Annotated in this window: 16 protein-coding genes, 5 tRNA genes and 1 pseudogene; 17 read left to right on the top strand and 5 right to left on the bottom strand. The window is 51.7% G+C overall.

The features are described from left to right. Positions 1-8 precede the first annotated feature (8 nt). The 5 genes from RWV98_RS16265 to RWV98_RS16245 form a co-directional block, all read right to left on the bottom strand. A complete protein-coding gene (locus RWV98_RS16265; protein WP_280963380.1) occupies positions 9-875 on the bottom strand; it encodes a class I SAM-dependent methyltransferase in 867 nt (288 codons plus the stop codon). 280 nt (positions 876-1,155) lie between these two features. Continuing rightward, the gene (locus tag RWV98_RS16260; protein WP_280963381.1) at positions 1,156-1,653 is read right to left on the bottom strand and encodes a CarD family transcriptional regulator; all 498 of its coding nucleotides are present in this window, start codon (positions 1,651-1,653) and stop codon (positions 1,156-1,158) included. A 191-nt stretch (positions 1,654-1,844) separates the two neighbouring features. Continuing rightward, a complete protein-coding gene (locus RWV98_RS16255) occupies positions 1,845-3,467 on the bottom strand; it encodes a solute:sodium symporter family transporter (protein WP_280963382.1) in 1,623 nt (540 codons plus the stop codon). A gap of 104 nt (positions 3,468-3,571) precedes the next feature. Continuing rightward, complete coding sequence (locus tag RWV98_RS16250; RefSeq protein WP_317862083.1) at positions 3,572-4,735, bottom strand: Gfo/Idh/MocA family protein; 1,164 nt, start codon at positions 4,733-4,735, stop codon at positions 3,572-3,574. 138 nt (positions 4,736-4,873) lie between these two features. Continuing rightward, a complete protein-coding gene (locus tag RWV98_RS16245; protein WP_317862081.1) occupies positions 4,874-5,722 on the bottom strand; it encodes a sugar phosphate isomerase/epimerase family protein in 849 nt (282 codons plus the stop codon). Between the two features lie 310 nt (positions 5,723-6,032). Between RWV98_RS16245 and RWV98_RS16240 the strand changes: the two genes are divergently transcribed. From RWV98_RS16240 to RWV98_RS16160, 17 genes and pseudogenes are all read left to right on the top strand, one after another. After that, positions 6,033-6,893 carry a helix-turn-helix domain-containing protein gene (locus RWV98_RS16240; RefSeq protein WP_317862079.1) on the top strand — a complete coding sequence of 287 codons (861 nt, stop codon included), beginning with the start codon at positions 6,033-6,035 and terminating at the stop codon, positions 6,891-6,893. Between the two features lie 97 nt (positions 6,894-6,990). Then, positions 6,991-7,064 (top strand) — tRNA-Gly (locus tag RWV98_RS16235). A 42-nt stretch (positions 7,065-7,106) separates the two neighbouring features. Further along, positions 7,107-7,183, top strand: a tRNA-Arg gene (locus RWV98_RS16230). A gap of 137 nt (positions 7,184-7,320) precedes the next feature. Beyond that, positions 7,321-7,397 (top strand) — tRNA-His (locus RWV98_RS16225). Between the two features lie 68 nt (positions 7,398-7,465). After that, positions 7,466-7,540: transfer RNA gene (locus tag RWV98_RS16220), tRNA-Gln, on the top strand. A 166-nt stretch (positions 7,541-7,706) separates the two neighbouring features. After that, positions 7,707-7,782: transfer RNA gene (locus RWV98_RS16215), tRNA-Lys, on the top strand. A 571-nt stretch (positions 7,783-8,353) separates the two neighbouring features. Further along, positions 8,354-8,953 (top strand): recombinase family protein, encoded by a 600-nt coding sequence (locus RWV98_RS16210; protein ID WP_317862077.1) that lies wholly within the window; start codon positions 8,354-8,356, stop codon positions 8,951-8,953. A gap of 24 nt (positions 8,954-8,977) precedes the next feature. Then, positions 8,978-9,856 carry a glucose-1-phosphate thymidylyltransferase RfbA gene (gene rfbA / locus RWV98_RS16205; protein WP_317862075.1) on the top strand — a complete coding sequence of 293 codons (879 nt, stop codon included), beginning with the start codon at positions 8,978-8,980 and terminating at the stop codon, positions 9,854-9,856. Positions 9,857-9,870: 14 nt separating this feature from the next. Then, positions 9,871-10,425 carry a dTDP-4-dehydrorhamnose 3,5-epimerase gene (gene rfbC, locus RWV98_RS16200; protein ID WP_317862073.1) on the top strand — a complete coding sequence of 185 codons (555 nt, stop codon included), beginning with the start codon at positions 9,871-9,873 and terminating at the stop codon, positions 10,423-10,425. A gap of 4 nt (positions 10,426-10,429) precedes the next feature. After that, positions 10,430-11,443, top strand: a complete 1,014-nt coding sequence (rfbB, locus tag RWV98_RS16195) for a dTDP-glucose 4,6-dehydratase (RefSeq protein ID WP_317862071.1) — start codon at positions 10,430-10,432, stop codon at positions 11,441-11,443. After that, positions 11,430-12,359 carry a glycosyltransferase gene (locus RWV98_RS16190; protein WP_317862069.1) on the top strand — a complete coding sequence of 310 codons (930 nt, stop codon included), beginning with the start codon at positions 11,430-11,432 and terminating at the stop codon, positions 12,357-12,359. Before rfbB ends, RWV98_RS16190 begins: the two co-directional genes overlap by 14 nt. Continuing rightward, positions 12,356-13,209, top strand: a pseudogene (gene rfbD / locus RWV98_RS16185) (dTDP-4-dehydrorhamnose reductase). The gene RWV98_RS16190 and the pseudogene rfbD overlap by 4 nt, the downstream one beginning before the upstream one ends. Next, entirely contained in the window at positions 13,206-14,651 is a 1,446-nt protein-coding gene (locus RWV98_RS16180; protein ID WP_317862067.1) for an ABC transporter permease, read from the top strand. Before rfbD ends, RWV98_RS16180 begins: the two are co-directional and overlap by 4 nt. Before the next feature lie 10 nt (positions 14,652-14,661). After that, positions 14,662-15,747, top strand: a complete 1,086-nt coding sequence (locus RWV98_RS16175; protein ID WP_317862065.1) for an ABC transporter ATP-binding protein — start codon at positions 14,662-14,664, stop codon at positions 15,745-15,747. Between the two features lie 105 nt (positions 15,748-15,852). Next, entirely contained in the window at positions 15,853-18,603 is a 2,751-nt protein-coding gene (locus tag RWV98_RS16170) for a glycosyltransferase (RefSeq protein ID WP_317862063.1), read from the top strand. After that, positions 18,572-19,969, top strand: coding sequence for a glycosyltransferase (locus RWV98_RS16165; RefSeq protein WP_317862062.1), 1,398 nt, complete (start codon positions 18,572-18,574; stop codon positions 19,967-19,969). Before RWV98_RS16170 ends, RWV98_RS16165 begins: the two co-directional genes overlap by 32 nt. An 11-nt stretch (positions 19,970-19,980) precedes the next feature. After that, complete coding sequence (locus RWV98_RS16160; RefSeq protein ID WP_317862060.1) at positions 19,981-21,003, top strand: GHMP family kinase ATP-binding protein; 1,023 nt, start codon at positions 19,981-19,983, stop codon at positions 21,001-21,003.

Below are 21,003 nucleotides of genomic sequence, written 5' to 3'. Positions count from 1 at the left end.
CAAAACGATTATTCCTCCGCGATGAACCGCGCGGAGGAGCCGCAGGGTAAAAACAGTCCGGTCGACTGAACGGGCAGGCCAAGCTCTTGCGCTTCGATCTTACCGAGCGCGCGTTTGCCCGCCGTGGTGCCGAGCAGATAGGCCATGACCGAGGGGGCAAGGCCGGTCGAGTAGCTCGAAACGAGTACGAAGAGCGGCTTGTCCGATAGAAGCTGCATGGTCAGATCAATGAAATCGGCGATGTCGTCCTCGATCTTCCAGGTTTCGCCCGAGGGGCCGCGGCCATAACTCGGCGGGTCCATGATGATCGCATCGTACTTGCGGCCGCGTCGAATTTCGCGTTGGACGAATTTCTTGCAGTCGTCCACGATCCAACGAATGGGGTGCGCTTCCAGTCCGGAGGACGCGGCGTTTTCACGCGCCCACTGCACCATGCCCTTGGAAGCGTCCACGTGGCACACGCTCGCGCCCGCTGCCGCGGCGGCCAGCGTAGCCCCGCCGGTGTAGGCGAAAAGGTTCAAAACCGATACCGGACGGTGCGCCTTCCGCACCATACGGTCGATAAAATCCCAGTTTGCGGCCTGCTCCGGGAACAGACCGGTATGTTTGAAGCTCATGGGCTTGAGCTGGAACGTCAATTCGCCGTAGCGAACGGCCCATTGCTCGGGCAGCTTGCGAATCTCCCACTTACCGCCGCCCGCGTTGGAGCGGTGATAAATTGCGTTGGGTTTTTCCCACGCGCGGCAGCCGTTCGTTCGCGGCCAAATGGCCTGCGGGTCGGGCCGGATCAGGGTCTGATCCCCCCAGCGCTCTACCTTTTCACCGCCGCCGCAGTCTAAAACGGTGTAATCTTTCCAGTTCTCAGCAATCCACATAGTTTTCCTTTTCCCGTTATTCCACAATATATCAGTCTCTATTCTACCACCAAACCCACTTTCGCGCAATGAAAACCGCCGCGCGGATAGGAGAAAAATACCTACGAAAACCCGCTCCGATTGGGCGTTTTGAAAAAGTAACGGAAAAACGCGCGTTTTTTGTCGGAAAGCTACGCACATACCGCTAACGGCCGATGCCGCGTTTTAATCGCGTAAGCGAAACGAGCGCTGAACAAACACCCCCCTGTTCCCGGCGCTTGACCGGGAACAGGGGGGCGTTTTACGATATTTTGCTTTCGATATACTGCGGAACGTTTTCGACCGGTATGCCGAGGGCGACGGACAGCTCGCCATGGAGCAGCTCCTCCGCCTTTTTGCGGAAACGCGCGTCGATCTCGCTCGGTTTTTTACCGTTCTGTACGGCGGTGCGGTTTTTGCGGTAGGTGGTTTTAATCAGCTGGACCAACTGCCCGCAATCATGCGACAGGAAAACCTGACGGTAGCTGTCTGTCAAGATATGAAGATCCTTGGTTTCGAGCGGCGTTTCGCTGATATCCGGGATGCGGGAAATCAGATCTTCCGCTTCGCCCTTGCTCATCACCGGACGCATGAACACCTTGGAATCCACCGGTATATAGATGGTTTCCGTGCCGCAGACAGGCTGGATGGTGTAATACCGCCGGTCCGGGGTCTCCGGGTCAAGGCCGGGCGTACTGATCGCCTTTACCTGACATGCTCCGTTGTTGCCATAAACAATGAAATCTCCCACTTGAAACATTCTGCGCCTCCACTTTTGTGCAAAAAACGATGAGAAAGCCACGAAACTTAAGAAATTTCGTGGCTTTCTTGCCTTCCATGTATCTATTTTAACACAAATTGAGGGTTTTTGCAAAAGGAGTAGAAGGAAAAAATGAAAGTTTGGTTATTTTGCGCATGGAAGACGGTGGTTTTTAGGTGTATTTTATAAGTTTAATGTGCAAGACCGATGGGAGAGAACAAAATGTAGGCGCCCACGGTGACCAGCACCGCGATAATCGCGAAGATTTTGCCGTTTTTCCACGGCGTTAGATCGATCACCTTGGCGTCTGTGATCTCAAACGCGTCTTGACGCGGCGCGAACTTGATGCACAGGCCGTAAATGATGCATTCCAACACGAACAGCGCGAATACAACATACAGATAGTGGAACTGCTGGCAGAACGGGCTTAATTTCGACATGCCGTACAGCACGATGTGGATCGGAATAATGATCTTGGGCGCGATGGACGGCGCGCGCTTGCTGAACAGACCGAAAAGTACGGCGGTCAGCAGCGGCATGGAGAAGAAGCCCCAGCACTCGTTGATAAAGTTCATGATGCCGGTACCGAAGAACATGACGAACGGCGCGACGATGATCGACGCGACCGCAATGACCGTGCCGAAGATCTTGCCGACCTTGACCAGCTTTTTGGCATTGGCCTGCGGTGCGAAGATGGGCTGGTACAGGTCGAGCGTGAAAATTGTGACCGAGGAATTGAGCACCGAATTGAAGGAGGACAGGATCGCGCCGAACATAACGGCGGCGAGGAAGCCCAGCAGCGGCTTCGGCACGACCTCTAAGATCAGCATCGGGTAAGCGGAGTCCGCCGCCATGCCGACCTCGGTGGACATGCGGCCCGCGAGAAGCTGATAGGCGATAATGCCGGGAATGACGAGAATGGCCGCGTCCAAAATCTTGAAGAAACCCGCCCAGATCGCGCCTTTCTGGCTTTCGGCAAGGTTTTTGCCCGCCAGCGAGCGCTGGATGATGGACTGATTGGTGGCCCAATAGAACAGGTTGTTCACGATCATGCCGGTGAACAGAACGGGCCACGGTACCTCGGGCGGGAGCGCGGTCGCGGGCGACCAAGCGTTCAGCTTTTCAGGCGTTGCCGAAATGAAGTGCTTGATGCCCTCCAGAAAGCCGCCGCCGTCCAGCGCGCCGAGCGCGAGAATGCCGAGCACGGGCACCATGAAGCCGCCGAGCAAAAGGCCGACGCCGTTGATCGTATCCGATACCGCAACCGCTTTCAAGCCGCCAAAAATGGCGTAGATTGCGCCAATGATGCCGGTCGCCGCACAGACCAGCGCGATCGCCCAGAAATATGAAAGGCCGAACATGCCGGAAATATCAAAGATCTTTTCCAACACGACCGCGCCCGAATACAGCACGACCGGCAGCATGGTGAAAATATAAGCGATCAGAAACATCAGCGAGAACAGGCGCTTGGTCGTGGTATCAAAGCGCATCTCGAAGAACTCCGGAATGGTTGTGATACCGCCCTTGAGAAACTTGGGCAGGAACAGGAACGCGAGCATGATGAGCGCAAACGACGAGGTGACCTCGAACGCCATCGGGCTCATGTTGCCCGCGAAGCTCTGGCCGTTGGTGCCGACAAGCTGCTCGGCGGAAAGGTTGGTCATCATCAACGAGCCCGCAATGACGATGCCGGGCAGGCCGCGGCCCGCGAGGAAGTAGCCGTCCTTGGTGGAAAGATCGTCGCCGCGCGTTTTCATCCAAGAGATGAGCGCGACCAGCGCCGTAAAACCGACGAAGGTGACAATAGTGAACATAGATGTACCCCTTATTTTCTTTTCTCTTTTTCTTTTTCTTTTTTTGCCAAACGGGGGCGCGGTCGGTCCCTTATCCGGCCGCGCCCGCGTATTTCTCTTTTTGCTTAATAATCGACCCAAACGCCGCCCTGATCGGCGGATTCCACGCACTTTTCGACCCACTTGACGCCTTCCGCGCCCGCGCGTACGCCGGGGTACCAGAAATCGACCGGCTCGCCCTTTTCGGTTAGTTCAATGGCGCGGGCAAAGCGGCTGTAAATGTTGGCCCACGATTCAAACAGGCCCTCCGGATGGCCGCCGCCGATGCGGTCGTCCGCCGTCGCTTCGGGATACAGGTAATCCATGGCGCGGTGCATGATGTGCTGCGGCTCGCCCTGCACCTCGTAGGCAAGCTGGTTCGGGAATTCGGCGTTCCACTCGATAGAGGCCTTCTCGCCCACGATGCGGATGGTGTGGCCGAACATCGCGCCCGCGTTGACACAGCTCGACCAGACGTAGCCGACAGCGCCGCCCTCGTATTCCATCAGCGTCATGGCGTTATCCTCCAGCGGCTTGCGGCTCTCGACAAAGGACTGGCGCGAGCACAGCAGGCGCTTTACCTTCATTTCCTCGGGCAGCATGGCTTCAGCCAGATACAGCGGGTGCGTGCCCACATCGCCCAGCACATAGGATGGGCCGGACTTTTTCGGGTCGACACGCCACGCGGTGGAAGCCGCGTTCTTTTCCACCGCCACGTTATGGTAGCCGTGCGCGAACTGCATCTTGACGATACGGATCTTGCCTAAAACGCCGTCCGCGATCATCTTGCGGACCTGCTCGATCATTTGGTGGCCCGCGTAGCCGTAGGAAACGAACATGACCTTGCCGGTCTTTTCAACCAGCGCTTCCAGCTCGGCGGCTTCCTCGGTGTTGAAGCACATGGGCTTTTCACAATAAACATGCAGGCCGGCGTTCAGCGCCGCCTTGGCGATCTCGAAATGGGTGAAATTGGGGGTGGCGATGGAAACGGCCTGAATGCCGTCCGGACGCTTTGCTTCCTCGGCAAACAGGGTTTGATAATCCGGGTAGCAGCGGTCCGCCGCGACGTGCAGGCTTTCGCCAAAGGCCTTGCCGCGCGCGGCGTCGATGTCGAACGCACCCGCGACGAGCTGGAAGTTAAAATCCCGCAGCGCGGAGGAGCGGTGGATATAACCGATCTGACTGCCCTTGCCACCGCCTACCATTGCCCAGCGGATGGGGGTTTCTACTCTTTTTTCACCGTAATACATTGTCATTCTCCATTCTTGATTAATAAGGTTGGGGGGAGCGTACCGATCCTTGCGAGCGGAGGGGTGGCGTCACCGCGCCATTCCGCAACAAGGCGATTATATTGATGGACCATACGCCGAACTGACGGAGGGACGTGCTTATATCTCGTAGCCGACCGACTTTAAGTAGTCCACGCTTGCCTTAACGTCGCGCAGGCTGGTGTCGGCATTGCGCGGGTCGCGTTCCTGCTCGATGGTGATGTAGCCCGAATAGCCGATATCCGTGAGCGCCTGCTTGATAGCCGGGTAGTCGAGCGCGCCCGTGCCGATCGGACACATCGAGCCTTCGCCGCAGCCTTCAAAAAAGCGGATATGCTTGCCCAGTACCGCGCGGTAGACGGTTTCGTCCACATCCTTAAAGTGTACGTAATCCAGTTTGTCGGCGTATTTTTTGAGATACTCCACCGGATCCATGCCCGAATAATACAGGTGACCGGTATCCAGACACAGGCCCGCGACTTCGTACGGGATATCGCGCACAAGGGCTTCGATTTCGTCCGCAAATTCAATGTAGCCGCCCGCGTGCGGGTGAATGACCGGACGTACGCCGTAGCTGTTCGCCCGCTCGCACACGGCGCGCACGTTGCCCATGAAGCGTGTCCACTCCTCGGGCGACAGGCGGGGCGAGCGGTCCGAGTGGCCCGCGTTGTAGTCCCGCTCGTCGTGGCCCCAGTCCATGACGGTCATGTACGGCGTGGGATGCTTCTGCCCTTCGTGCACAGGCAGTTTCGGAAGACGCGGGTCGGTAATCAGGCGGCAGATATCGTCGACCGCGTCCAAAACGCTTTTTTGGTTTGCCGGGTCGAGCAGATCGTGGAAAATTGTGCCCGCGACGATGGAAAGATGATTTTTGTTCAGCTCCGCGGATACGACGTCCGCGTCGACCGGCAGATAGCCGTAGGGCCCAAGCTCGATCGCACGGTAGCCCGCCTGCGCGGCTTCGTCCAACACACGCTGCCAAGGCGGCAGATACGGATTTTTTCGGATCGTCCACGCCCCAGCAGCACGGCGCGCCGCAAATATTCATGCTCATTTGGTTTTCCCTCCATTTTCGGCGGCGCCCATCGCCGCTTGTTTTTGATAAACGTATTATATCGAAAATGTGCCAAGGTTGTTTCCGGTATCCTGCGCTTTCCACATTAAAAAACGCGGAAAAGTTGCACAAAAAATGCTTTATAAAATTGTTTCTTCCGGTTTCTTGCGCTGCGTTAGAAAATGCGGTATGATAAAACAAGCAAACGAAAGGGGGCCGGACCATATGCCGGATAAGGGAAAAGCGACCTTTGCACATGGGCTGCGGCCCATGTTGCTGTATGCCACCCGGCAGGCCGTGGCCGATCCTAAAATTCACCGCCCCATCCATCGGCACGATGATATCACCGAGCTGCTGTTCGTCTACCGGGGCGAGGGCGTTTATACCGTGGATGGGTACAGCTATCCCATCCGGCCGGGCGACTTGCTGCTTTATAATCAGGGTGCGCTGCACGAGGTCGTATCCACCACCGCGCACGAGATCGGCACGTTTTGTTTTGGCGTGGCGGGGCTTGCCTTAAACGGCTTGCCGCCCGGCCACATGACCGCGCCGGAAAGCGGCTTTGTCCGTCCGGTACACGGCGAGTATCATGAAATAAACGCGCTGTGTAAGCTGCTGTTCGACCGGATGGAGCTGAATACCGTACCTTCGCGCGAGATCGTCGACCAACTGTTCCCCGCGCTGGTGCTGCTCGCCGTCGGCTTTCCAGCGGATGATCGCGGCGGACGGCAAAACGCGGAGATCGTGCTGGCAAACCGCATGCGTCAATATATCGCCACCCACTTTGACCAGCCGCTGACGCTCCATTCGCTCGGCGAGACGCTTCATGTATCGCCCTATTACGCGGCGCATATCTTTAAACGCATTACGGGATTTTCGCCGATTCAATATATGATACGCTGCCGTGTGGGCGAGGCGCAGAACCTGCTGATTTCGACCGATTACAGCGCCGCGCAGATCGCGGCTATCGTCGGCTACGGCAATGTGACGCATTTCAGCGAGATTTTCTCAAAAACCGTCGGGTTACCGCCTATCCGCTACCGCACGCAGTACCGTGAACGCATGCGGGGCAAACGCGGGCAATAGGGGTGCGGAAAATTTGTGCGGATTTCTGAAAAAATGGCGGGAAAAGCGTTGACAAAACGTCCGAATGTTGGTATACTATTTAAGCGTCAGAAAACCCGCGGGTGTAGTTCAATGGTAGAATGTCAGCCTTCCAAGCTGAACACGTGGGTTCGATTCCCATCACCCGCTCCATCCATTTTTATGTATGGAAAGGCAGCGGGCGCGGAACACTATGCGCCAGTAGCTCAGTCGGATAGAGCAACTGCCTTCTAAGCAGTAGGCCGGGGGTTCGAATCCCTCCTGGCGTGCCAAGTTCTTCTTTGTGCACATGCTGGGGATTCGAAAGGCGGCTCTTAATAATATGCCAGTGGCATATTATAACCGCCGTGGCTTTTCCGCAGAAAAGCGAATCCCTTCTGGCGTGCCATTTCCGCTGAAACAGAATATGGTGGGTATAGCTCAGCTGGTTAGAGCGCCGGATTGTGGTTCCGGAGGTCGAGGGTTCGAACCCCTTTACCCACCCCATTATCTAAAACGACGCGCTGCAAATCGCAGCGCGTTGTCTCTAGGTCACCGGTTCGGCCCGCGAATACAGGGGCGTCGCCAAGCGGTAAGGCATCGGCCTTTGACGCCGACATTCGCTGGTTCGAATCCAGCCGTCCCTGCCAAGTAATTAAGTCCGGTAAGTTTGCTGGATGCGAAAGGCGGCTTTTAGCAACATGCCGGCGGCATGTTGCAACCGCCGTGGCTTTTCCGCAGAAAAGCGAATCCAGCCGTCCCTGCCATTCTTTATCCGCAAAGTATTACTAAGATGAAATGCGAACAACTCAATATGATCCATTAGCTCAGTCGGCAGAGCACCTGCCTTTTAAGCAGGGTGTCCGGGGTTCGAATCCCCGATGGATCACCAACACACACAAATCCGAACCCGACTCCGATTGGAGATGGGTTCGGATTTGTTGTTTTTTTTTGGCATGAAAGGATATAGCGTGGTGTGCTAAACAGTGTATAAGAGTTGAAACTATGCCATGTTAAGTGAACAATTAGAAAACAAACGTTTGTTGCGAACAACATAGGGAGCTGCGCGTCATCGGCTCAATGCTGGCACCGCTTGGTACCTTTCTGCTGGATACTTCATCAGAGTCATTACTTGAACTATGCAATCCCTGCCAAGCCGGGGCTTTATCAGCAGATAAAGCCCCGGCTTTTTATAGTGTATTACTTAAAAACATATATGAAAGCTGATGAAACAATCAAAAAGCTGTCAAAAGGTGTACTATTTGATTTCCGCTGAAAATTTCCAGTCATCATACATCACTATCGGTAACTGGAAGCGATGTGCTAGTTAACTATTGCTTTTTAAGCACTTTTGCGATATACTTGATTAGGCAAAAAAGCTGTCAAAAGGCACACCTTTTGATTGTCTTTACAATAAAAAAGATAGAAATCATCGAAGAAATGCAGGAAGAAGAGGTGGGAGTATGCAACACAAAACCTTTTATTATGCCCGCGTATCAGACGATGAGAGAAATTTGGATGCTCAGCTGGAATCTTTCCACCAACTCGGTGCGCAGGAGCATGAAATATTCATTGATCTGGAATCGGAGCGAAATACCGATCAGAACAGCTATCAGTTGCTCAAAAACGCCGCACTGCGCGAAGGGGATACGCTGATTATCCAGTCCCTCGACCGATTAAGCCGCTGCAAAGCGGATATCAAACAGGAACTGCAATGGCTGAAAGAGAGCGGCATACGCCTGAAAGTGGTCGATATGCCAACGACGATGATCGAGTTATCTGAAGACCAGCAGTGGGCTGTAGAACTGATGAACAACATTCTGATCGAAGCGTTTGACTCCACTGTGGTGCATGAGTATGATGAACATCGCCAGCGTCAGCGTGAGGGCATTGATGCCGCCAAAGCAAAAGGTGTTCGTTTCGGCCGCCCGCCGCTTGAAAAGGAAGAAGAGTTCTATAAGTTGAAGAAACGTTGGCTTTCCAAGGAGATATCCACCCGCGAGGCTGCAAGGATTCTTGGAGTGTCGCACCAGACATTTTGGAAGTGGGTCAAAGGGGCCTGAAATAAATAATAGGGGTGCAATGAGATGAAAGGTATCGTACTAGCAGGTGGAAGCGGAACGCGCCTGTATCCGCTGACAATGGTGACAAGCAAGCAGCTGCTGCCGATCTATGACAAGCCGATGGTGTATTATCCGTTATCCACGCTGATGCTGGCGGGGATACGGAATATTCTCATCATCTCGACGCCGCATGATTTGCCCAACTTCGAGCGCCTTCTTGGTGATGGCAGCCGCTATGGGATCCACCTCTCTTATAAGGTGCAGCCCTCGCCGGATGGTTTGGCGCAGGCGTTTATTCTTGGTGAGGAGTTTATCGCAGGGGACCGCTGCGCGATGATTCTGGGCGACAATATTTTCTACGGCGCGGGGCTGGGCGCGCATCTGCGGAAAGCCGCTGAGCGGGAGTCCGGCGCGACGGTGTTTGGTTACTACGTGGACGATCCAGAGCGGTTCGGCGTAGTAGAGCTGGACGGGGATGGAAGAGCGCTATCGCTTGAAGAAAAACCGTCAAAGCCCAAATCGAATTACGCAGTCACGGGCCTTTATTTTTATGATGAAAAGGTTTGTGACTACGCGAAGGCACTTAAACCTTCGCCGCGCGGTGAACTGGAGATCACCGATCTGAACCGCATTTACTTAGAGGCAGATGCTTTAAACGTCGTGACCCTTGGCCGTGGCTATGCCTGGTTGGATACAGGCACTGTGGATTCTATGAATGAGGCGACCGACTTTGTCCGCGTGGTGGAAGGCCGTACGGGTATTCAGATCGCGTCGCTCGAGGAGATCGCGTATCGTAACGGCTGGATCACCTGTGACGAACTGAATGCGGCAGCCGATACATACGGTAAGGCGCCATACGGCGCTTATCTGCGCAAGGTAGCCGAAGGAAAGATACAGTATTAAGGAGCTTTACACATATGAAACTGACGGAAACAAAGCTTGACGGTGTTGTGATACTGGAACCGGATGTGTTCGGCGACCATCGCGGCTTTTTTATGGAGAGCTGGTCCAAGCGGAAACTGGACGAAATGGGCCTTTCGTATGATTTTGTGCAGGACAACCATTCTTCTTCCACCGTGAAGGGGACGCTGCGCGGCATCCATTTCCAGCGTGGTGACAAGGCGCAGGCTAAACTGGTGCGCTGCACGCGCGGGGCGGTATACGATGTGGCGGTCGACCTGCGGCCCTCCAGCACAACGTATAAACAGTGGGTTGGGGTAGAGCTTTCAGCGGAGAATAAAAAGCAATTTTTGATTCCACGCGGCTTCGGCCACGGATTTGTGACGCTGACCGACGATGTGGAGTTTCTGTACAAGGCGGATAACTACTACGCGCCCGAAGCGGATGGCGGCATTCGGTGGAACGACCCGGAGTTGAACATCGACTGGGGCGTGGAGCAACCGGTTTTGTCTGACAAAGACGCACAATCGCCGTTTTTGAAGGATGCCGTGACCGGCTTTGAGGAGTGGTAAAAGAATGAAGATACTTGTAACGGGCGGCGCTGGATTTATCGGCGGTAATTTTGTTCACTATATGCTGAACAAATACCCGGACTACCAGATCATCTGCCTCGATAAGCTGACCTACGCGGGCAATATGGAGACGCTGGCGCCGGTGATGGACAAGCTGAATTTCACGTTTGTGAAAGCGGATATTGCGGACCGGGACGCGGTGTACGGCATTTTTGAGAAGGAAAAGCCGGATATTGTCGTCAATTTTGCGGCGGAGAGCCATGTGGACCGTTCCATCGAGAACCCGTCCATCTTTTTGCAGACCAACGTCATGGGTACGCAGGTGCTGCTCGATGCGAGCAGAAAATACGGCGTTTCGCGCTATCATCAGGTTTCGACCGACGAGGTGTACGGCGACTTACCGCTTGACCGACCGGATTTATTTTTCACGGAAGAAACACCGATCCATACGTCCAGCCCGTATTCGGCGTCTAAGGCCGGGGCTGACCTTTTGGTGCAGGCGTATCACCGTACCTTTGGATTGCCGGCGACGATTTCGCGATGCTCGAACAATTATGGGCCGTACCATTTCCCAGAGAAGCTGATCCCGCTGATGATCGCAAACGTGCTCAACGGGAAGCCGCTGCCGGTGTATGGCGACGGCAAGAACATACGCGACTGGTTGTATGTCGAGGATCACTGTGCGGCAATCGATTTAATCCTGCACAAGGGCCGCGTTGGCGAAGTATACAACATCGGCGGCCACAATGAAAAGACTAATTTAGAGGTTGTTCAGATCATTATCGATGCGCTGGGCAAAGGCGAAATTCAGTTTGTGACCGACCGCAAGGGGCACGACCAGCGGTACGCGATCGACCCGACCAAAATTCATAACGAGCTCGGTTGGCTGCCGGCAACCAAATTCGAGGACGGCATCAAAAAGACCATCCAGTGGTATCTGGACAACCGGGACTGGTGGGAAAACATCCTTTCAGGGGAGTATCAGGATTATTATGAGCGGATGTATGGCGACCGATAAACCGCTAGTTTCCATTGTAATGGCGGTATATGAACCGAATATGGACTGGCTGCGGGAACAGCTGGAATCGCTGAATGCGCAGACGTATCCGAATTTAGAACTGTTGGTGCGGGATGACTGTTCTCTAACGGTGCCGTTTGAGGAAATTTGCGGGTGTGTGGAGGGGTGCATTACCGCATTTCCGTTTCAAATTCAGCAAAATGAGAGGAATTTGGGGTCCAACGGGACATTTGAGCGGCTGACGCTGGAGGCAAAAGGCGCGTACATCGCGTATTGCGATCAGGATGATGTGTGGGAGGAAAACAAAGTGTTGCTTCTGGAACAACACATGAAGGCAGGAACATCGTTCGTTTACAGCGATATGCGTGTGATTGACAGTAGCGGAAACATTGTAGCGGAAAGCCTTAAACATGATCGTCCTCGATTAAGATACCGCGAAGGGATCGGGTTGGCTCGCTATTATGCATTTACAAATTGTACAGCAGGATGCTCAATGCTGATGCGCTCGGATTTAGCGCGCATGGCTGTTCCGTTTCCTGAAGGTACTGTTTGCGACCAATGGCTGTGTCTGACGTCATCTGCGACTGGAGCGGTTTCTTTCATTGAAAGTCCTTTGGTGAAATATAGGATTCACGGTAGTAATCAAACCGGAGTCTTGGCAGGTATCAGCACAAAAGAAGAATATATGAATAACCGCATAAGGCCGATGCAGGCGCGTGTGCTGGAGTTCGACCGCCGTTATGGTGCGCCGCAGGATGTTGTGGCTTTCGCACAGGCGCGCGCAGCGGGACATGTATGGGGCATATGGAAAAATCGGGAGCTGTGTCGCAAGGACGCTTGGTTTGAAATTGTCATGAAATTTTTGCCTGCGTCAATACTTCGGCAGATAATAAAGAAAGCGAAACAGGGTGTATGAAAGTTTTGGTTACAGGGGCTGGTGGGCAGCTCGGCTATGATATATGCAAGACGCTGGAGAAACGCGGTGTGGAATGCTGTGGTGTTACTCATGGAATGCTGGATATTACTGATGCAAATGATGTGCTGCAGTTCCTTGTTGCTAATCATCCTGACGGAGTAATTCACTGCGCGGCCTATACTGCAGTGGATAAAGCGGAAGCGGAGCCGGAACTAGCACGTGCTGTCAATACAGACGGCACACGCAATGTGGCAACTGCCTGTAAACAGATTAACGCAAAGCTTCTTTATATTTCAACGGATTATGTTTTTCCCGGAATGGGACACAGCTTTTATGAAACAGATGATGTGAAAGGACCACTTGGCGTTTATGGACAAACGAAACTAGATGGTGAAGCGGCGGTTCGAGAGCTAATGGACCAATATTTTATTGTTCGCATTTCGTGGGTCTTTGGGAAAAATGGAAATAACTTTGTGAAGACCATGTTGAGACTGGCAGAGACGCACAGCGAAATAAACGTTGTTTGTGACCAGATGGGTAGCCCGACATACACCTGCGATTTGGCTCCATTGCTGTGCGACATGATCGAAACGGACAAATACGGCATTTATCACGCTACTAATGAGGGAATTTGCTCTTGGGCGGATTTTGCAGTCGAGATATTCCGACAGGCTGGAAAAACTGTGAAGGTTCGGCCGGTGACAACAGCAGAATATGGTGCGAAAGCTCGGCGCCCATTAAACTCTAGAATGAGCAAAAAAAGTCTGGATAACGCAGAGCTTCAGAGAGACTGCCGATTTGGCAGGACGCTCTGAATAGATATTTAAAGGAACTGGAAGAAAAGGCATGAAGAAACGGGTTGGTAAATTTGCAGCGGTGGTGCTTGCAGCATACTGTCTGTGCATGATATTGCTTAGTTGGATCGCGGGAGACCAATTTCGCTATCGCAATGAGGTTTCCGCTTCGTTATCACCGGCGGCGGTCGTAGGAGATATGACGGCAGGTTTTACGTTGTCTCAGCAATTTCGTGTGACAAACGATCAGATCGACAGTATTGCGCTGCGTTTTGCTGACTATGGACGCCAAAATACAGGCTCTCTTGTGCTGTCGCTTCAAGATGAGTTGGGACAAACAGTGTCAGAGGACACGATTGATATTTCAAAAGTACAGGACTCGCAATTCTTTACTGTAAAGTTAGATCGGCCTGTACAGGGAAACAGCAACTATACACTGACGCTGTCCTCCGTAGATGGCATGCCGGACAACTTTGTTAGCGTTTATTATGGTAATTCAATTCAAACTGGCCGTGCAAGCGTAGCACAGACGATAGCGCCGGACGAACGGCTGCTGGTAAATGGTGTGCCGGTGAACGGTATGCTGTGTATGGAAATTGGGACGACAAGCTATTTACGGTACATGGACTACTATTGGCCTGCGGTCGGCATTATGGGAATCCTTCTTTTGCTGTATTTCCTAACACTATACCGCAAGGCTGCGCTTGAAAAACCAAGCTTTGTGACGAATGCCATTACTGCGCTGGCCAAGTATCGTTTCCTTATTAAGCAGCTCGTTGCTCGAGATTTTAAGACCAAATATAAGCGGTCCGTTCTAGGTGTTTTCTGGAGCTTTTTGAATCCGCTGCTTACGATGTTGGTGCAGTATGTCGTTTTTTCAACGCTGTTTAAAAGTGATATCCCGAATTTCCCGGCTTATCTGCTTACCGGTATCGTCATGTTTAATTTCTTTAACGAGTCGACATCATTGGGGTTGACTGCTATAACGGGAAACGCTTCTTTGATCACCAAGGTGTATGTGCCTAAAATTGTCTATCCACTGACGCGTGTGCTATCATCGATGGTAAATTTTCTTTTATCGCTTCTGCCACTGTTCGTCGTACTGCTTTGCACCGGTGAACAACTGACAAAAGCAGTACTGCTGTTGCCGTTTATCATTGTGTGTCTGCTGACCTTCTGCATCGGTGTTTCCTTGCTTCTGTCTACGCTGATGGTGTTTTTTCGGGATATGCAGTTTTTGTGGAGCGTCCTTACAATGATTTGGATGTATGCAACACCGATTTTCTATCCGGAAACCATTATTCCGCAGCGTTTTATGATGCTGTATAAAATGAATCCACTGTACCATATTATCCGGTTTACACGTATTACGCTCATTGATGGAGTGTCTCCGGAGCCAAAGGCCTATCTGCTGTGCATGATCATGGCGCTCATACCGTTCTTGATCGGCCTGTTTATTTTCCGAAAGCAGCAGAATAAATTTGCATTAAACCTGTAAGGAGCACGGCATGGAACCGATTATCGAAGTAAAAGACGTTTCGATTTGCTTTCGTATGCAGCATGATCGAGTAAGCAGTCTGAAGGAATATTTGGTGCAGTCTTTGCGTGGTAAGCTATCTTATGAAGAGTTTTGGGCGCTGAAGAATATAAGCTTTTCCGTGAAGCGTGGCGAAGTCGTTGGAATTATTGGACACAATGGGGCGGGGAAAAGTACACTTTTAAAAATTATCTCCGGTATCTTGCGCCCAGCATCCGGAAGTGTAACCTGTCTGGGCAATATCGTTCCCATGCTGGAACTGGGTAGCGGCTTCGATCAAGATCTGACAGGACATGAGAATATTTTCTTGAACGGCGCTATTTTAGGCTACTCTGAAGCTTTTTTAAAATCAAAATACGAAGAAATTCTAGAATTCTCCGAGTTAGGAAAATTTATAGAACAGCCGATTAGAAACTACTCTTCCGGAATGTTGATGCGGCTGGCGTTTTCGATTGCGGCAGTCGTGGATCCTGAAATTTTAATTGTAGACGAGATTCTGGCCGTGGGTGATGCTGACTTTCAGAAAAAGAGCAAAGAAAGAATGCTGGAAATGATGAAAGGTGGTACCACGGTTCTGTTTGTATCGCACACGCTTTCACAGATTCGAGAGATGTGCAACCGCGTGGTATGGATCGAGCACGGAGAGCTGGTGGATTTGGGGCCGATACGGGAAATCTGCAACCGTTACGAAGGGCGCGATCAGGATGACGACGGCGAAAACGCGGTGGGTACCGACATAAAAACAATGGACAGGGGCTCCGTCTATCCGGACAACTGGTGCGGGGAGAAAGCGGAATTTCGGATTCATACAGGCGGAAGCGGACTTGTACGAATGAAGCTGTATTGCCCCTTTACACTGGACGGCAGTGAACACATCTCGGCACGGGTGGATGACCGGCCCCCGGTCAAAATGGGAGTGCAGGAGCATATGGATTTGGTTCTGCCCGCCGCGGCGAACGCAGTGGTGAAGGTTCAGCTGGAAGCAAGCTTTTCACACAGGACACCACCGGATATTCGGGATGTGAGTTTGCTGTTGGATGGGGTGAAGGGGGAGTAGAAGCGTTGATTCCCCCCAAAAAAAGATTGTCGTCCCAATAAAGATTGAGTATAGAAATGTGAATTATTTGTACAAAAGTTGCGAAAAACAGTGAGGAACAACAATATGGTATTATCTCAAAATACAAACATGTACTCCGATGGTTCCTTGGAGGATCGCATAATTGGTTATTTAAAGGAACATCGCCAATATGCTGACCGAATTATTAAGGACATTCCGGAAGGCGCTGTTTTTCATAATTTTTCTGCTGCACGTGAAAACTTGTTGCGGTGGTATCCGTTTGATTCACAGGATGAGGTATTGGAAATTGGTGCAGGAATGGGGGCACTGACACCTTATTTGTGCTCTGTCTGTAGACATGTGACAGCGGTGGAGCCGTCACAGCGCCGTGCGGAAATCATTTCACTGCGCTGCAACGAAATGGATAACGTGCAAATTGTTAACGGTACGATTCATGACATAGTGCCGGAAAGATTGTTTGATAAAATATTGCTGATTGGGGTGCTTGAATACTCTGGAATCAGCGGAGAAGGACAAGATCCGTGGCTTCAACTGCTAACGGAAGCCCGCGCGCATCTAAAACCTACAGGTAAGCTCCTGCTAGCCATTGAAAATCGATGTGGTCTCAAATACTGGTGTGGCGCAGCAGAAGATCATACGGGCATTCCATTTGATTCGCTAAATAATTATGAGAAAAGTGCTGGCGCAACGGAGCGATATCAAGGGCAAAACGGAGTGCGTACGTTTGACAGAGAAACGCTGCAGAAGCTTCTTTCCACTTCTGGATTCGCCAAGCAGAAATATTACTACCCGTTGCCAGATTACAAATTTCCTATGCTTGTTCTGAGCGACAATAGCGAGGATGCCGCTGCTTTAGCGCAGGATGTGAAATACAGCTACTCTGAAGAGGCTGCATTAGTGGCCAATGAGTCTGAGCTGATCGCCACGGTAATTGAAAATAATTGTCTTGGTTTTTTTGCCAATTCATTTTTTGTGGAAGCAATGACGGATGGGGGTATACCCTGCTCCATATTGACAAGCCTGATTAAGCGAGATTATGCTGCACAATACCGTATAGCCACAGTAATTAAAAATGATACAGTTCAGCGTTTGGCCACAAGCAAAGAGTCGGTTTCGCACCTGCGTGAGTTGGAAAAAAACACTAGGATATTGATAGAACGAGGTGTTACATGTGTTGAACAGCAATGCAACGAACAGGGAGTAAGCATTGCTCCCCGTATAATGCTGCCGCGTGCGGATGCAGTGTTTGCAAAAGCGGTTGAAACCGATAACACCGCACTGGCTTATGAGATGTTAGAACGACTTAGAGAAGCACTACTTAAAAGCGGTCAAGCGGAAGTCAAAGACGGCGATACCATTTTAGAAAAAGGCTTTTTAGATATGACCTTCCGCAACAGCTTCTGGAATGGAAAAGAGCTTCTGTTTTTTGATCAAGAGTGGAAAGAAAACAAAGTTCCGCTTAAATATTTGCTTTATCGATCTATTCATTATGCATGTCGCGCGATAAAACAGGAAATGACCATGCCCTTTTATCGCTCGTGCAAAATTCAACCAGAGGACATGGATGTTTTCGAGCAGCGAGAACAGCTGTTTTTGAAAAATTTGATGGATCCGGTTAACTGTCAGTGGTTTGACGGACTGATGTATCAGGAGAGACTGACGGCTGACGCAAAAAACATTTTTTTAAAACAAAATAACGAACGCTTGACGCGGGAGAAGGAACGCTTACAGGGTGAGCTGAAACGACGGGAAGGACATATTGAGCTGCTTTTACAGTCTGAGCGGGACTTGAAAGCGGAAACGAAACGACAGGACATTATAATTGCAAAGCTGGAGGATGAACTAAGGAATAAAACCGGGTGGGTTGAACAGCTGATGCAGAGCGAGCGGGAGCTGAAACAAGAGGTGCTGAATAAGGAAGGACACATTCAGCTGCTTCTAAAATCGGACAGGGAGCTGAATCGGATAAAAAGTTCGCGTTCATGGCGGTTTATGGAGTACTTCTGGAGGCTGCGCGACTTTTTGATTCCGCAAGGGAGCCGACGTCGTTTGGCGGGGAAAGTGCTGGTGAAGTTTGTCAAGCATCCGCTTCGTTTTCTTTCTAAATGTACGCCCAAGCGGATACGAAAGTTTTTCAGCACCGTGCAGCGGGAGGGCGTCGATGGCACATCACGTAGGCTGAATGACTGCTTGACTCCCGCTTCCTTGCCAGAGACGCAGATCGCGCTGGAGCCGGTCAATGTGCAGGCAGTAAAAAGTGTAAAGGATTATGAACGGCTGACAGTTCCGCAGTGGGAAAACCCAGCGGTATCCATTGTGATTCCGGTATACAACCAGTTTGATTTCACCTATGCCTGTATCAAGTCGATTCTGGGAAACAGCGGCGAGGCGTCCTATGAAATTATCATTGCGGATGATTGCTCGATGGATTTGACAGTAAAAATAAAGGAAATTATCAGCGGGCTGCGCGTCATTCGGAGTCAGAAAAATTTACGCTTCCTTTTAAACTGCAACCATGCGGCGAAGCAGGCGAAAGGCCAGTATATTTTGTTCCTCAACAATGACACGCAAGTACAGGAAAACTGGCTTCAGCCATTATTAGATTTGATGAATGCAGATGACTCAATTGGCCTGATAGGCTCTAAACTGGTGTATCCGGACGGGCGGTTGCAGGAGGCCGGCGGGATTCTATGGCGTGACGGCAGTGCGTGGAACTACGGCAATCGTTCGGACCCAGCGCTTCCGGAATATAACTATGTGAAAGAGGCGGATTATATTTCGGGCGCCTCCATCATGATTCGGCGTGCGCTGTGGGAAAAAAATTGGCGGTTTTGACGACCGTTTCGCGCCTGCCTACTGCGAGGACAGCGATCTAGCCTTTGAAGTGCGTCGCCGCGGCTATCAGGTGCTCTATCAGCCTCTTTCCGTGGTAGTTCACTTTGAGGGAGTGTCGAACGGCACGGATACCGCCAACGGGCAAAAAGCCTATCAGGTGACAAACCAGAAAAGGTTTTACGAGAAGTGGAAGAATGTTCTGGAAGAGGAGAATTTCCCTAACGGACAAAATGTCTTTCTCGCCCGGGATCGGAGCAGAAATAAAAAGACGCTGCTAATGGTCGATCATTATGTGCCTATGTATGATAAAGACGCGGGCAGCCGCACGGTGTTTCAATATATCAAGCTATTTGTGAATATGGGCTACAATGTGAAATTCATTGGGGATAATTTTTACCCGCATCAGCCTTATACACAGACCTTGCAGCAGCTTGGCGTCGAGGTTTTAATTGGCCCCTATTATGCAAAGCACTGGAAGGATTGGCTGAAGGAGAACGGTGCGAACATTGGCTATGCCTTTTTGAACCGGCCGCATATTGCCGCAAATTATATTGAGGAGATTCGAAAGCATACAAACGCCAGAATCATTTACTACGGCCATGATCTGCACTTTCTGCGGGAGCGGCGAGAGTATGAGCTGACCGGAGACGCAGGACTTCTTGCGTCCTCTGAGAAGTGGAAGCAGAAGGAGCTTGCGCTGATGCGCAAGGCGGATGTCGCCTATTATCCCTCTTATATTGAGAAAGAAGAAATACAGCAGCTTGCACCGGATGTCAATGTAAAGGCGATTCCAGCCTATCTGTTTTCCGGTGTGGAAGCGCAGCCTTATCACGCAGAAATGCGGCGGGATGCAATGTTTATCGGTGGTTTTGGGCATCGTCCCAACGTGGACGCGGTGAAGTGGCTGGCAACAGAGGTTATGCCCCATCTGCTCAAGCGGCTGCCAGAGCTGACCGTTTATATTCTGGGTTCCAACCCGCCCGACGAAGTAAAAACTCTGGAAAGTGAGCATTTGCGCATTATGGGATTTGTCACAGATGAGGAGTTGGAGCGGTATTACAGCGCATGCCGTTTGGATCTGGTGCCGCTGCGTTACGGCGCGGGAATCAAGGGTAAGGTGGTGGAAGCGATGCGCTACGGTATGCCGGTCGTAACGACATCGGTGGGTGCGGAAGGTATTTCGGGCGCGGACTCGATCCTCACCGTTGCGGACAGTGCGGAGGAATTTGCACAGAAGGCCGCCTCACTGTATCAGAACGGGGAAGAATTGACTGCCCGAAGTGCGGCGTCCTACCGTTATATTCGGGAAAAATTTTCTCCAGAAAACGCAAGGCAAATCGTAGGGCCTGATTTTGATATGGAGTAAGGAGACAAAACGTGATTATTCGTTCCAAAGCCCCTTTGCGGCTGGGCCTTGCCGGGGGCGGCACCGACGTTTCCCCGTACTGCGAACAATATGGTGGCGTGGTGCTGAACGTCACAATAGATATGTATGCCTATTGCACGATCGAACCAACAGATGACGGCTTTGTGGAGTTTTATGCCGCTGACCGCGGCGAACGGGTTCGGCTGCCTGCCGTGGAAGCGCTGGATATTGAAGGACAGCTTTCGTTGCATCGGGGGGCGTACAACCGTGTAGTGCGAGATTTTTGTAGTGGTAATCCTTTATCTTTTCGTATGACTACTTATTCTGATGCACCAGCGGGTAGCGGTTTGGGATCGTCCTCGACTATGGTCGTGGCCATTTTGAAAGGCTACATGGAGTGGCTGAACTTACCGCTGGGTGAGTACGATATAGCGGCGCTGGCCTACCAGATCGAGCGAAAGGATCTGGGGCTGTCCGGCGGCAAGCAGGATCAGTATGCCGCAACCTTCGGCGGACTAAACTATATGGAATTTTTTGCAGATAATCGGGTGATCGTCAATCCGTTGCGCATCAAGCGCTGGATCAAAAACGAGCTGGAAAACTCTCTGGTTCTGTATTATACGGGCACCTCGCGGGACAGCGCAAAGATCATTGAGGAACAGGTGAGTTGTCAGAAAAACGAAAAATCTCTGGAAGGGATGCACGAACTGAAAGCGCAAGCTGCGCGGATGAAGGAATGTGTTTTGAAAGGCGATTTTGATGGCTTTGCGGAATGCCTGCATCGTGGATGGGAGGCCAAGAAAAAGACCTCCGCCATTATCAGCAATCCGAAGATCGAAGAGGCATATTCTTTTGTGATGGCGCACGGCGGCAAGGCCGCCAAGATCAGCGGCGCGGGCGGCGGCGGATTTATGATGATCATCTGTGATCCCATTCGTCGTTATGAGCTGGTGGACGAGCTGAAGAAAACAGACGGACGGGTGATGGTCACTAGCTTTACGGAGCTGGGAACGCAGGCGTGGACGCTGTACTGA

Origin of the sequence: Agathobaculum sp. NTUH-O15-33, from assembly GCF_033193315.1 — a bacterium.
In the GTDB taxonomy this organism is placed as follows: Bacteria; Bacillota; Clostridia; order Oscillospirales; family Butyricicoccaceae; genus Agathobaculum; species Agathobaculum faecihominis_A.
Note: the sequence above shows the minus strand (reverse complement) of the source record. Positions and strands in the feature narration are given on the sequence as shown.